This window comes from uncultured Psychroserpens sp. (assembly GCF_947500255.1).
Classification (GTDB): Bacteria; Bacteroidota; Bacteroidia; order Flavobacteriales; family Flavobacteriaceae; genus Psychroserpens.
In genome coordinates this window covers 482690-496213 of the sequence record NZ_CANMRL010000003.1, presented here as the reverse complement: position 1 = coordinate 496213, position 13524 = coordinate 482690, and the positions used below count along the sequence as shown (strand labels likewise).

The 13524-nt window shown below is 32.7% G+C and carries 11 protein-coding genes; 3 read left to right on the top strand and 8 right to left on the bottom strand.

Translation table 11 applies throughout. The annotated features are described in order from the left end of the window. Positions 1-2: 2 nt before the first annotated feature. The gene (locus Q0783_RS11690) at positions 3-1388 is read right to left on the bottom strand and encodes a hypothetical protein (protein ID WP_298895340.1); all 1386 of its coding nucleotides are present in this window, start codon (positions 1386-1388) and stop codon (positions 3-5) included. 161 nt (positions 1389-1549) lie between these two features. Between Q0783_RS11690 and mscL the strand changes: the two genes are divergently transcribed. Continuing rightward, positions 1550-1990, top strand: coding sequence for a large conductance mechanosensitive channel protein MscL (gene mscL / locus Q0783_RS11685; RefSeq protein WP_298895339.1), 441 nt, complete (start codon positions 1550-1552; stop codon positions 1988-1990). Between the two features lie 383 nt (positions 1991-2373). On the opposite strand, the gene Q0783_RS11680 is transcribed toward mscL, so the two are convergent. Beyond that, positions 2374-2781, bottom strand: a complete 408-nt coding sequence (locus Q0783_RS11680) for a DUF2452 domain-containing protein (RefSeq protein ID WP_298895337.1) — start codon at positions 2779-2781, stop codon at positions 2374-2376. A 94-nt stretch (positions 2782-2875) separates the two neighbouring features. Here Q0783_RS11680 and Q0783_RS11675 point away from each other — a divergent pair, with 94 nt between their 5' ends. Together Q0783_RS11675 and Q0783_RS11670 are read left to right on the top strand one after the other, a co-directional pair. Then, positions 2876-3061 (top strand): hypothetical protein, encoded by a 186-nt coding sequence (locus tag Q0783_RS11675; protein WP_230935994.1) that lies wholly within the window; start codon positions 2876-2878, stop codon positions 3059-3061. A gap of 165 nt (positions 3062-3226) precedes the next feature. Then, complete coding sequence (locus Q0783_RS11670; protein WP_298895335.1) at positions 3227-3733, top strand: Pvc16 family protein; 507 nt, start codon at positions 3227-3229, stop codon at positions 3731-3733. Between the two features lie 69 nt (positions 3734-3802). Here the strand turns inward: Q0783_RS11670 and Q0783_RS11665 are convergent, their stop codons facing one another. Genes Q0783_RS11665 through Q0783_RS11640 form a run of 6 tightly spaced genes read right to left on the bottom strand, consistent with a single transcriptional unit; the run spans position 3803 to position 13494 of the window. Next, complete coding sequence (locus tag Q0783_RS11665) at positions 3803-4645, bottom strand: GIY-YIG nuclease family protein (protein WP_298895333.1); 843 nt, start codon at positions 4643-4645, stop codon at positions 3803-3805. Between the two features lie 5 nt (positions 4646-4650). Next, positions 4651-5766 carry a hypothetical protein gene (locus Q0783_RS11660; RefSeq protein WP_298895331.1) on the bottom strand — a complete coding sequence of 372 codons (1116 nt, stop codon included), beginning with the start codon at positions 5764-5766 and terminating at the stop codon, positions 4651-4653. Between the two features lie 7 nt (positions 5767-5773). Continuing rightward, a complete protein-coding gene (locus tag Q0783_RS11655) occupies positions 5774-7510 on the bottom strand; it encodes a restriction system-associated AAA family ATPase (RefSeq protein ID WP_298895330.1) in 1737 nt (578 codons plus the stop codon). Then, complete coding sequence (locus Q0783_RS11650) at positions 7491-9041, bottom strand: restriction endonuclease subunit S (RefSeq protein ID WP_298895328.1); 1551 nt, start codon at positions 9039-9041, stop codon at positions 7491-7493. Before Q0783_RS11650 ends, Q0783_RS11655 begins: the two co-directional genes overlap by 20 nt. Continuing rightward, positions 9038-10696 carry a type I restriction-modification system subunit M gene (locus Q0783_RS11645; RefSeq protein WP_298895326.1) on the bottom strand — a complete coding sequence of 553 codons (1659 nt, stop codon included), beginning with the start codon at positions 10694-10696 and terminating at the stop codon, positions 9038-9040. Before Q0783_RS11645 ends, Q0783_RS11650 begins: the two co-directional genes overlap by 4 nt. Next, positions 10696-13494 (bottom strand): DEAD/DEAH box helicase family protein, encoded by a 2799-nt coding sequence (locus Q0783_RS11640; RefSeq protein WP_298895324.1) that lies wholly within the window; start codon positions 13492-13494, stop codon positions 10696-10698. The genes Q0783_RS11645 and Q0783_RS11640 overlap by 1 nt, the downstream gene beginning before the upstream one ends. Between the last annotated feature and the right edge of the window lie 30 nt (positions 13495-13524).

Sequence of the window (13524 nt, the reverse complement as noted above, 5' to 3'; positions counted from 1 at the left end):
TACTAGTCGATTACTTTTTTAAACTCCTTGGCAATCACATTAAGCGCTGGTTTTCCTTGAACCACAAAGGCATTATTATTACCATCGCTATCATTGCTAGACGATTGCCATTCCCATAAATGCACACCTTCTAACCATGGTTTTTGCCATATGGTATTAAAAAAAGCTTGGTAACACAAAGCTTGTGTGCGCTTAGAGATCTTTTTATGAAATGAATTACTCAGGTTATTCCATTCCCATGGCTTAATACCTGCATCTGTAGTAGATTTATAACCTAATTCGGTAAAAAGAATAGGCTTTTTGTATTTTTTATGCAGAATTTCTAAGTCGGCTGTATGCTGCTCCCAACCGTTTTCAAGTTCAGATAATTCAGGGTTTTCGTTTTTTGCAATAGGATAATAAGCTTGAACACCAATAAAGTCTAGAGCAGCCCAAAACGGAATATCGTCGACCTCTTGATTCCAGTTAGCACCATAGGTTAATTTTCCAGAATAGATCGTTCTAATTTTTGAAATAAGCGTGTGCCATCGCTCAGGTTGTTCTAAAACGGTTTTATGTAATTCGGTACCAATGCAAAACAATTCGATATTTAACGTTTCTGCAAGTGTCGCATAGTCCAACATATATTGGCTATAATCTTCAAACCATTGATCCCATTCTTTTTCCGTAGACATATTAATATCTGATCGCCAGGCGCCATTCTCTCGGTTTTGGAGCCAGATATGTGGTTTTAGCATTATTTTAAATCCGTAAGCTTCAGCACGCTGTTTTATACGTTTCCAATATTGAAGTCTTCCATTAGAATCGTCAAGAACAGATCGTTTTCTTAAGGAAGGTTTGTCATAATACTCCTGAGAAATAAAAGGCACATATGTAAGCCATTCGACATTATTGGTTTTTAAAATTTCAAATGAAAGCGAATCATTTGCACGTCCAAAAACGTGAAAGCCACGTTGCTTTTTGTCTTTTGCATATAGGTTTCTAATACTAGACCCTTTGTTTTCAATACTATAATCCCAAACGTAATCGAAGTTTTCGGTTAATCGATAGTGGCTGATACTTTCTTTAGCAACCCAAATAATAAGCGCAGGCAACAGGATTTTTAAACCGATTCCTTTTAGTAGACCTGAGGTTTTTCGTTTTTTATAATCTCTTACAATTGAGCGAATAAGTAAGAACAAAAAGTAGGGCAGGAGCAATACAAAATACGTTGGTATAAATTTGAAGAAGCGTCCCAGTACTTGAAAAAAAATGGAGGTCCGATTGCTATTCGCTAAATCACTAATAAGTACAATAACCAAAACGAAGACAACTAAGGCAACAACACCTATGGCATACCATAGTAGGAATTGTTTCATATGTTTTAAAATGCCTCGTCGTGTCTTCATCAATTACATTTTCTGAAAAGTAAATTAAAAATACAATTATCTGCTTAAATGTGGAGCATATCCTAGTGGATTAACAGCGGCAACTTAGAAAACCAATGCAACTATTGTATCTCATAACAGATTGAAATACCTTTGGCATCGTGTAATTAAAATACGATACGATGAAGTTTTTAAAGGAATTCAAAGAGTTTGCAGTTAAAGGAAATATGATGGATATGGCTATTGGTATTATTATAGGAGCCGCATTCAATAAAGTGATAGATGTGTTGGTAAAAAAGATATTTATGCCACCATTAACACTCATGACTGACGGACTAAACTTTCAAGATCAAAAATATGTGATGAGAGAGGCGGTTACTAATGCAGAAGGTCAAATAACAGTGGAGGAGGTTGCTATTGAATATGGCGTGCTGTTTGAAACATTTCTGGATTTCGTTATTGTTGGACTTACAGTATTTCTAGTGGTTAAAGCGATGAATCGTTTGAGAAGTAAAGCCCAAGACCCAAAAAATGAGGTCGTCGCTACACCCAAGGATATTGAGTTGCTTTCAAAGCTTACCGATTTAATGGAGGAGCAAAATGCGTTGTTGAAAAAGAATTAATTATTTTTCTTTTTTTCATTGCCAAAAAAAGAACCAAAAAAGTCTAGCCTGAACTTTAAACATTACCTATCTATTCCTTGAAAGCTAAACAAAAAGAACTCAATTTTGCTATACGCAAAACCTTAAACAGCTTTTTGTTTTAAACGCTTTACATCGTCGGATAGGTACCCAATGTTTAAACTTAGGGCGCTTTGATTCTAACCGTTTTCAGAAATAACGAACAATTAAACGCAATGAATACGCCTAGTCTAGGGAACTTTGCTATTTAGTATTTTAAAAGCTATAATAGACTTAAGAAAAGGTGAGTGGTACGCAGTAATTTCCTAATAAACGGTTTTGATTTTTTGGTTCGTTTTGTATCAAGACAAAATGAACATAAAAACTTAATCATCAACTTTTTTCCAAATCAGTTCACTATTTAAAAGAAAACTCCCCATAAAATCAAAATTACAATCACTAGGTGCAATAATAGATAAGAAAGGTTTCTCCTGTGTATCACGATAGAGATGATAGGTCTCGCCAACGATTGGCTCAAAATTATAGCGCGCATTATAGACAAGATTATTGTATTCTAGCTCTTGCATCATTTTATCATACTCGGCTTTAAGTTCTAGGTACTTGGCCTGAATCTGCTTATTGGCCTTATTGATGTTGCGATTTTTCCAAGTAGAATTTCCAGTGACTTGAATCGCAGGAGCACCAACATTGGTGGCATAGGGTTTTAGAGACGCATCGTAGCGCTGAGTATCTTCATTAAATACGATCTGGTCTGGTTTTTTGTCTGTAGCCATAGAAGCAAAATTATTTTGCAAAGATAAAGTTCATAAACGTTAACAAGACGTTAAAATTTTCACTAACTTAGAGCAATCAACCAATCAATTGATAATGAATTTAATAAAAAAGTTAGGACCTGCTAACATCTTTATGCTGGTGCTTTGTGCACTTATTATTATTGTAGCCGAGTACTTATTTTTAAAAGGCGATCAATTGCACGCCATATTTATAGGACTTTGGGCACCAACACTTTTAGGAATAGTCATCTTTATAAAACAGATCAAAAATGGACGCTAACGATATCGTATTATACTTTTCAGGGTTTGTGTCTGTTTGCGTTGTCATTTGGGCCATTTGGTTGATTCGCGCTTATGATAAGGTGGATCGGGATAATAGGTGAACTTCTCTAAACAACGACAAGTACAATCAAATACACCTTTTCGCATTATAAAGTCAATACACATGATACTAGACAGCTTACGTTTTATCACTACCATTTTAAATAGGGTACTCCAAAATGATCTGGGTGTGCCATCTTCAATTATGAGTTTGGGAGGTGTAAACGCATCATCTGAGCAAACACCATTGCGGTTAACCTTGGTTAATATTGATCCTGAGCATGCACATCATGTGGCCATTGGTAGAACGCGTTCGGCAACGAGTGCGCCAACACAAAAACAACTATATATCTTGATTTCTACCAATCCTGAGGTATCCTATGAAGAGGCGCTTAAATTATTGGAAGCCGCTACCAATTGGTTAGATCGAAATCAACTCTTAAACCGACAAGTTCATCCAGACTTACCAGAGCCTATAGAACGCATAACTATTGAAAGCTATACACAAACTTTAGATGGACAAGCATTACTTTGGCAAGGATTAGGCGCAGGGTACCAGCCTTCAGCAGTGTATAAATTACGTGTCATGGTAAGCTCTGATGACGGTAGTACTAAAGATATACCTTCTTGAAGGCTAAGTGGTTTCCGTCATACTCTGGACCATTTGGTTAATTCGGGCTTGTGATAGGTGAGGGAAGATTTACTTTCTTTTTAGCTCATCTAAAGTTTTTCCGTTTTTATCTTTCCATTTAGTCCATCCATTAGTATTTCGTCCTAAAATGGTTGCAGCCGCTGCACTTGGCGAATTAAATATATAATCTTGCTGAAATACATAAATACCATTTTTCTCTTTTAAAATTCCTTCTTCTACTAATCGACTACGCAAAATGCCTATCCATTTGGTCATACTCTTTGTTTCTTCCAAGCTTGATGTACTTTCTTTATATACTAAGAAACCGTCATCAGTTAACTCACCAGTAGCCAGAGCATTTTTACCATTGCAATAAAACAATTCCTTTGAGCTTTTTGCTCTTCGCTTTTCTTCAAAAATGGGATACCCAAGAGTAGCCAAGAGGATTTTTGCTGTGTCAAAATTATCTAATAAATCATATTCTCTACTTTCTGATAACGATGGCTTTTTAGAACCAGTATCATTATCTAAATTATAACGTCCAATTTTAGACGCAATTTCTAAAGCATAATATTCTAAAAACTTACCATCAGTTTTTGTGTACTCATCTGTTTTAGTTGTCATTATAATACAATGCGTCCAAAAATCTTTATTTCTATTGTGTGATTGTATGCGTTTAAAACAATCTTCACCTTCTCCAATATATACTGTTGGTTTAGCGTCATCTTCTGATTTACCAAACAAAAAGTAAACGCCAGTATAATTGACAATTTCCCGTTTTGAAACTTCTTGCATCTTATTTCTTGGAAACAAAATAGCTTTTACCAAACGATTCGTTAGTTCTGCTTCACGTATACTCGTAGGAGAACCGTCAGGAAGGAAAATTTGTATGGTTTGTGGTTTAGTGTTCATATTTTTTAAAATAAATTCAGCAAATCACATTTCTCTAAAAATACACTTTTTATAAAACCATAACTGGATAAAGGAATGTGCTTTGCATCTATTATTTGCGATTCTAAATATTGTTCCTTTGTTAGAGTTGAACCCAAAGCTTTGGCTGTATTGTAACCGTCAATAATAGAAGTGAACCAAGTAATTCCTTCACTTTCGTTACACAATAGAGCCTTGTATCTCTCGTCTATTCCAAAAACTCTTTTCCAAGCTTCTATTTCCTCATCAAAACCAACTGATTCTATTTTCAAATCTAAGTCTTTTGGTTTTAGATTTAGTATATCGTTGGAATTCAAATCTATTGTAATTTTAAAATCAGTAATGGCAGGATGAGAATTTGAGTATGGGTAAAATGCCTTGTTTCTATTTGTTGTTGTTCCTATAATAGATTTAGTTCCTTTATAACTTGAATTACAATCGTTGCACATAGGGGCAAGATTTTTAAAGTTTATACTATTGAAAGGATAATTGCCTTTAGGTATGTAATGGTCATATGCTTCCTTTTTAGTATGATGTATTCCTTTTAAATCTCTAATGCCACAGAATGGACATTTACCCTTTTTATTAAAGGAGAAAAACTCTTTGTAATGTGTTGGAAGAAGTTTTGTCTTTAAAGAACCAAAATCAGCTAAATTAAATGGTGATTCACTTCCATATAAATTACCATAAAAAGTCTTAAGTTCTTTATGTAATGTAGCTTGTTTAGATTTTAAGTCATCATAGGTTAAAACAGGAAGTTTTGGATTTTTACATATTTCTTCAATATTATTATTGTTGGAATAGTAGTCTATCAGTTCTAACTTAAAAGCATCATCATTTATATCGGCAAAAGCTTTATATATCTTTTCAATAGAGCTATTAAAAAAATATGCAGATTTACCTTTCTCATTTTTTTTGGCGTTTTCAGGGTCAAAATCTACCTTGTCTAATTCTAAATAGATATCATATAATTCTTTATTCTTTTTTAATTTTTCAGCATTAAAATCACCTTCAGCAAAAAGCCAAACATCAGTAAATAGAAAATCTAAATACCCTTGTAGTTTCTCAATATCGTGTGTTATGTAGATGTAATTAAATAACATATTTCAATTATTTCAATTTTTTATAAGCATCATTTAATAGTAACAAACGTTCTACCGATTCTCCCATTTCTGATTTTACTTTTGTAATAAATAATTCTAAATTTTCTGGAGATTCAATTTGTTCCAATTCTTCTTTGTAATCAGTAATCCGTTTTTGTGCAACCTTGCCAATCGTATTTGGCATATTAAATATTTTGATTCCTATAGTATTTACTGAAGTTCCAAAAGTTTGAAAGTCTGGATGAAAAGGAGCTTCTCCCTTTTTGAAGACTTGAACATATTGAGAATCACTATCAGAAAGCAAATAAGGAGAATGTGTTGTAATCAACATTTCTCGCATAGTTTGGTTACTTTCTTCTCTTTCCTGTTCAAAGCAATAACGTAGACTGGACAAGAATTTAGCTTTCCAACTTGGGTTAAAGTGAGTCTCTGGTTCATCCAATAAAAATAAACAGCGCGTATCTTTAAACAATAGACATAAACCTAATGAATGTAAAAATTGATGTTCACCATCCGATAATGCTTTGGTATAAATATTCTTTTCTAAACCTTTTTTCTTGATTTCAAAATTCTTGATATTCAATACTCTTTTAGATTCAATAGGTCTAAAGTTTATAGATTCACTTAAAAATATATTCTCAGTAGCATACGTGTTGTTTTTACTTTCTTGGTTTACAGAATGTATTTCTAATATTAAAAGAAGCTGAAATAGCTCAAAAAGCTTTAACGGATTGTTTTCAAAATGAAATTGAAATGCTTTAATCGTTGCCTGGTTTACTTTGTAATCTAGAATAAGAAAACTACTATTATTAAATTCATTTTCATAAAAATCATAGTTATCTTCTTCGTACCAAGTAGTAGAGCACTTTTTTAACTTCTCAATATAAGAATCGGTGTTTTTACCTTTTCGCTTTGCATCAAAATCTAAGTTTTTCAATAATGGATACTTCTTTCCTTCATATTCTTTTAGGATGTCTGTTTTAATAATTAAACGAAAAGAGTCTATTGCTTCAACACCAACATATTCTTTAAAAGGAGATAGAATGTCTTTTTCTAAATAATCATTGGGTTGCATTAGTAAATTAGCCAATAGAATAAACTGACTATATGATTTATCTACATAAATTAAAGAGCTCTCAGGACTTGGGTCTATTATTGATTCTGTAATCAAATTACTGTAATAGGCATCATACTGAATAAAACGGCTTTTAAAAAATGGAAAACTTAAGGTTTCATTTTCACCAGATGCATAACCCACAACATATTCTGGTAAAAGAAACTTTATTTGATGACTTAGTAATTCATTAACTCCAAATGCGTCTTTGTTTTTCCATTCTAATTTTGGTCGTTCTCCAATTTGTTTAGAAATGTAAATATGGGCTTTTTGTATCTCTTCTTTTTTATTTGATAACTGAGGAAATCCTTCTGTAATAAATGTTAAGTATTCTAGTTCATACGCATCAACTCTTGAGATTTTGGAATCAAATGAATTAGAGCTGTTTTTATCCTCTTCGTCAAAATAACTAGGCTTATCTTCAAGATAAATACAGTCCAAATGATAAAATATTTCTGATAAGGCTTCCAATACATTAGATTTACCACTACCATTTTTTCCTGCTAAAACATAAGGATTAAAAACAGTTGCTTCATCTTCGTTTTCTGATTGAAGAAAGTTCATTTCAAAACCGTTAAACAAAGAATTGAAACCTTCTTCTTGATTTATTTTAAGCCTTAAAAGTTTCATCTGTCAGTTTAAGTTTTATGGTTGCAGTTTCTTCATCAAATATTTGTTCCAACAAAGGAGGTTTAGATTCTAGAAACTTGAAAATAATTTTCTGCCAGCTTGCATTTGGGAAATCCATATCGCCAATACGATAGAAAAAATCGTGTAGTTTCTGTTCAATATCTTGAAGTGTAAATAACTCCTCTTTAGTAAAATTGTCTTTCAGTAAAAATTGATAAAATTCATCAAGGGTAATTAAATCAAACATCCATTTTTCTCGTGTAGATGTTATTTCATCTGGAATGCCTAGATAAGTTGCCAAATCAAGGTTCGTTATATCTACTTTTTCACCTTCTTTCTTCTTTATTTCAGACATAATCGAGTCTTTTTTTTTTACGTCTTCTTTTGAAGCTTTTATTTTTCCTTTAAAAGCTTCTTGCAACAAACTATTGAACAAGTGTTCTAACTTAATTTTAGATTGGTTTAAGGTCTCTTTTTGAGACTGTATGTTGTGGTAAATGCTTTCGAATTGGTTTTGAAGTTTAATTGGAGCATTTTTCAACTTCAATTCTTTAATGATTGTAAGATTCAAACCTGCCATTATTGCTCCTTTTTCTCTAGCTTTCATTTGATAGCTGATATAAGGATTTGAGTGTATTGAGTAAGCTAGATAATATGGATTACATTTTTCTGGGTCCAAGGATATACAAGCTAAATGTTTTGTGTTGATTGCAACAGAAATATCGTCAGGTATAACAGCCGAACGCCCTACTGTTCCCATTATAGTGATAATAACATCTCTTGGAAAGACTGTATATCTTTTTAAATCTTCATATTTTTCATTTGTTATATATCTTCTTTCTTTCCATTCGAAAGTATTTTTAACAGCATTGTCAATACCTAAAACTGCAACTGGTCCGTTTTCTACAAATTCAGAATGTTTTAGATTACTGCCAAATGGCCCAGTTCTCATTGAGTTTTTCCTGTCTAATGCTAAAGATTTTATCTGAACATCTTTCCAAACATCAAATTGTCGATTTGCTTTTCCGAACATTCTCAAAAACTGAGCTCTTAATAACTCATCCAACAAAGCAATACTCTCTTCTCTTTCTTTTAGCAAAGAATCAGCTTTATCTAATAATATAACTATTTTATTTTGGGTTTCTATTGGAAGAATTGGGATGTCAAGATTCTGAATATATTTCTTAGAAATATGCTTTAATCCAGCACCTTTAAATCCTCTTTCAAGAATGTGAATATTTCCAAACAAGTAGTAGAAAACAAACTTTTCATTGAAATCTTTATCGTCTTTTTTATAAGCAACTATACAATCTGTTGAAGTTGAAAATTTCTCATTTACAAAATGAATGCTTGCTTGTCCACCAGTACCAAAAATTAGCGAAATTCTATCTTCCTGAAAAACATCTATACGTTTGGACAAAGTTGCACTGGAAGTATATAATGGATATGAGCCTTCCTTTAAACCATCACCAGCTTTTATCTTTGACTTTTTAGCAAAATCAAACAGGTCATCAAATTTTTCTGTTATCATCCTATCAAGTCATTTAATTCTTGCATATCTGATAAAATACCTTCTTCCATTTCTAGGAGTTTGGCTAGGATTTCTTTTGGTGGGTCATAGCTTTGCTCAGTGTATTCGTATTCTTTATATCGTTTATAACTTAGGTCTAAATCTTCTTTTTGAATTTCAGCAAGTGGTACAAAAAAGTGGTTTTTACGGTCTGGGTATTCAGCTGTTTTTCTTGCTGTGTATTCAGTTTTCACTATTGGTAATGGGTTTTCTTCTAGTTTTTTGCGGTTGTCATCTAAACTATAGCCATCATTTTCTAAAGCATAAAACCAAACCTTTTCTGTGTGCCAAGTTTTGCTATCTTCTTCTACTTTAGTAAATACTAAAATTGCTGTTTTTACACCTGTATAAGGTTTAAACGCTCCTGCTGGCAAGGAAATGACAGCTTCTAATTGGTTGTCTTTTAACAATATTTCTCGTGTAGCTTTTTGAGCTTTATTAACACCGAACAAAACACCTTCAGGTATAATGACCGCTGCTTTACCACCAGAACGTAACATTTTGGAAATACGAGCTAAAAACAATAACTCAGTAGAGCCTGTGTCAATTCCTAAATCTGGATTTACATCTCCTTTGTCTAACTTACCAGTAAAAGGAGGGTTGGCTAGCACAATGTCGTAATCTCCAGTTTCATTATAGTTTTTACTTAACGAATCTTTGTACTCAATATGTGGGTTATCGATACCGTGCATCATTAGGTTCATTAACCCCAATCGTACCATAGTGGTGTCTATATCAAACCCATAAAAGCTATCGTTTAGTATTTGTTTGTTTTTATCATCTAGTACAGAAGAAATAGAGGCGCGTTCAAAACCATCTTCATCTGCTTGTAATAATTCGGGTTCTTTTTTACGAACTAAATCACTCAAAATATATTGATAAGCTCCTAATAAAAAACCACCTGTTCCACAAGCTGGGTCTGCTATTTTGTGTCCTAATTTCGGTTCTGTTAATTCCGCTAATAATTTAATTAAATGCCTAGGTGTACGGAATTGCCCGTTTTTACCAGCAGTAGCAATTTCTTTTAACAACATTTCATACACATCACCTTGTATATCTTGGAAAGATTGCTTTCCATCTTTGGCATCTTCTTCAATTTCAATAAAGATTTCATCTACTTTCTTAACAGCTTCTACTAGTAAAGAAGATTTTTGAATAATAAAAACAGCATTCTTCATATACTTGGTAAATGAAGAGGTTTCGTCATTCAAATCTTTAATATGAGGGAATACATTATTTCTAAAGTGAATAAGCATATCATCAGCTGGCATAGATTTAAAGAAACTCCATTTAAATTCTTTTTTAGGTCTTGGCTTTAAAGCTTCTTCTCGCTTTTTGAATAATTCTGCTTTTTCTTCTTCGGTAGCATCAGGCCTTGGTCTGTACAAACTTTCATCTATCCAAGGTGTGTATTCACCATCAAATTTAGATTCGTATTCTTCGCCATTCCATTCAGCATCACGTTCTCTTTTGCTTTCTAGCTCGTCTAGTCTTTTTATAAAAAGTAAATACGTAATTTGCTCAATAGCTGTAATTGGATTCGCAATACCACCACTCCAGAAGGTATTCCAAAGACTAACTATTAAGGCTTTTAATTTTGGATTGTTTTGTAACATTAGGCTGCTAATATTTTATTCGTTAATTGTAAAATTTCGTTTATTTCTTTTGGTGAAAACACACCTCTTATTCCTTCTGGGTGAATCATTGTAAATGGAGATTCTATCAAGTTTTTCTTTTCTAGGTTCCCTTTTTCCAAAATGTATTTTTTCAGAATATCTAAAAATTGAAGTTGTCTGCTTGATAAATCGCTATGTTCTGCAATAAAAGCATCAAAGGCATTGGCAACACTTTCATTAAATGTTTCTAATACTTCAAGACCCAAAATGTGCTTGATAAACTGTATGAATTTCGCTTTTTTATTTTGATAAACCCTTCGTAATAAACCAATGGTTATATGTGGATTTTCCTCGTGTAGTTCATTGGCTAGTTCCTCTATTTCTTCTTGTGAAATGGTGTTGCCTTTTAGTATTTTTTGAAGAATAGGATTTGATTCCATCAATTCTTTAATCTTTTCTTCTACCATTTCCTTGTAGCGTGTAATACTTACAGCTTCATTTTGCGGTCCAAACTCTACCATTTCTTTAGCTACAAGTTCATCTTCAAAATTGAATTTAGAAGGCCCAGAAGTATTTTCTCTAGTATCAATATATCTAGCTAAAGGAGACAATTTATCTATTAAACTATTGAAATTATTTTCTTTGATATTGTTCCAAAAATGAATTCGTTGTGCATCTTTTATAAGTTCTTGCTGTTTGGTTACAATGTTTAAAGACAATGGTAAATCTGAAATACGCTCAATTAATGCGTCTTTGAGCATATCATATTTTTCGTCTTCTGATTGCATTTTAGCTAAAGAAACTTCCAATACATCTTTTTCAAAACGCATTGCTTTAAAATCACCTCCCGACACCGTTCGCATCAATGGTAATATTTCTGATTTTAGAAAGTCAATTTTATCCTCATCTACATTTTCCCAAAATTTAGGAGTATTTACTTTTGCTACTGCTTTGCTATTGTCTTTTATGACTACTGAATTAGCAGGTAATAAGGCTATTTGTTGTTGGAGCCTTTTTGATTCTTCTAAGATTGTAGGTTCTAAACTAGCTTCATAAGCCAATTCTAATTTATCTAATCGCAATCCGAATAGTTTTACAGGAATAGGAATGGCTTGTTTAAGTTCTTTTCCTTCTGGTTTTAGTTTGAAATACTCAAAATTATCCCAACAATCTAAGATGAGGAATACATCTTTTTCGGTACACCAAGATTTCATTTGTGTTGGTTCTAGTAAACGAGTTCCTCTACCAATCATTTGCCAAAATTTGGTGTACGAATACACAGGTTTTGCAAATACTAGATTTACCAACTCTCTAACATCTATTCCTGTATCGAGCATATCTACACTAATGGCAATTCTAGGAAAGTCTTTGTTTTTAAACTGGTCTAGTAAACCGCCTTTTCCGTGAACACGAGAATCTTCTGAAACCATTACTTTGGCTAATTCACCATTATATTGTGGATATAGTTGATTAAAAATTTCTTCAATACGCCTTGCGTGTGCAATATTGGCACAGAAGAATATGGTTTTTCCTGGCAATACTCCATTGACATCCTTTATGGATTCTTCCATAAATTCCTTTACAATAAGTGTATTTGTTCCTTTGTTTATTACCTTTTTTTCTAATTCAACACCTTCAAAATTGATTTCTGCAATTTCTTTTCCTTCAAGAATTAATTTCTTTTGATCTTCAAGAGAAACTGTTCTTTTGCTAATTCCTTCCGTTTGAAATTTGGTTTTAATTTTCATTACTTGAAAATTGCACAAATAAGGAGGTATGTTATTTACAGCTTCTTCGTAGGTATAAGCGAATGATGGTAAGCCATCTTCACAATTAAATATCTTAAATGTATTGTGGTCAATTACATCAGTTGGAGTAGCGGTTAATCCAATTGTAATTGTGTTGAAGTAATCCAATACTTCTTTGTATGTATTGTAAATACTTCTATGACTTTCATCTACTACAATTAAGTCAAAAAAATGAGGAGATAAAGTTTCTTTTTCTTCTCTCACAATATTAAGCATTGTAGGATACGTAGAAATATAAACTCTTCTATCTTTAGCGATACTTTTTTCGCCTTGTTTTGGCCATCTAGGTTCGTTTGGCAAGTGTTCTTTAAAAGCATCTAAAGCTTGGTCTCTTAAAGCAATTCTATCTACTAAAAACAAAGTTTTTTCTGCCCAACATGCTCGCATCAAGGCTTCAACTAATGCAATGGTTGTTCTCGTTTTACCTGTTCCAGTAGCCATTACAATTAAAAATTGTCTTCTTTTTTGTTCGAGACCATCCATTACCGAACGGATAGCTCTTATCTGATAATCTCTTCCAGCTACTTTAGTATTTATAAACTCACTAGACAGAGGCTTTTTCGCCTCTCTTATGTATAGATATCTTTCTAAATCCTCTCTCGTTGGATAACCAACAACTTTTCTAGGTGGAGCATTTTCTAAATCCCAAAAGAATATGTCGTGACCGTTGGTATAAAAACAGAAAGGTAAAATGTCTTTAGTTTCCTTCTGAACATTATAACAGTATTGTTTTGCTTGTTCACGACCTGTATTTGCATCTTTAGTACTTTTTTTAGCTTCTACTACTGCTAAAGGTTTTCCATTCTTTCCTAATAAAACATAATCTGAAAACTGATTCTGTTTATATTTTTCAGTTGGTTCTTTAACTTGATTTCCAGCAGATAGGTCAACAACGTATTCTTCCACCACTTGTGTGTGGTCGTTCACATTCCATCCAGCTTCTTTTAGCTGAATATCAATTAATTCTTTTCTTGTTCGTATTTCGTTCACAAAAAGTTTATATCAATTGTTATTGATATT

Bases quoted from the DNA above. Each gene is read 5' to 3' on its own strand.
- Q0783_RS11690 (WP_298895340.1), bottom strand. From the start codon at position 1,388: ATGAAGACACGACGAGGCATTTTAAAACATATGAAACAATTCCTACTA.
- mscL (WP_298895339.1), top strand. From the start codon at position 1,550: ATGAAGTTTTTAAAGGAATTCAAAGAGTTTGCAGTTAAAGGAAATATG.
- Q0783_RS11680 (WP_298895337.1), bottom strand. From the start codon at position 2,781: ATGGCTACAGACAAAAAACCAGACCAGATCGTATTTAATGAAGATACT.
- Q0783_RS11675 (WP_230935994.1), top strand. From the start codon at position 2,876: ATGAATTTAATAAAAAAGTTAGGACCTGCTAACATCTTTATGCTGGTG.
- Q0783_RS11670 (WP_298895335.1), top strand. From the start codon at position 3,227: ATGATACTAGACAGCTTACGTTTTATCACTACCATTTTAAATAGGGTA.
- Q0783_RS11665 (WP_298895333.1), bottom strand. From the start codon at position 4,645: ATGAACACTAAACCACAAACCATACAAATTTTCCTTCCTGACGGTTCT.
- Q0783_RS11660 (WP_298895331.1), bottom strand. From the start codon at position 5,766: ATGTTATTTAATTACATCTACATAACACACGATATTGAGAAACTACAA.
- Q0783_RS11655 (WP_298895330.1), bottom strand. From the start codon at position 7,510: ATGAAACTTTTAAGGCTTAAAATAAATCAAGAAGAAGGTTTCAATTCT.
- Q0783_RS11650 (WP_298895328.1), bottom strand. From the start codon at position 9,041: ATGATAACAGAAAAATTTGATGACCTGTTTGATTTTGCTAAAAAGTCA.
- Q0783_RS11645 (WP_298895326.1), bottom strand. From the start codon at position 10,696: ATGTTACAAAACAATCCAAAATTAAAAGCCTTAATAGTTAGTCTTTGG.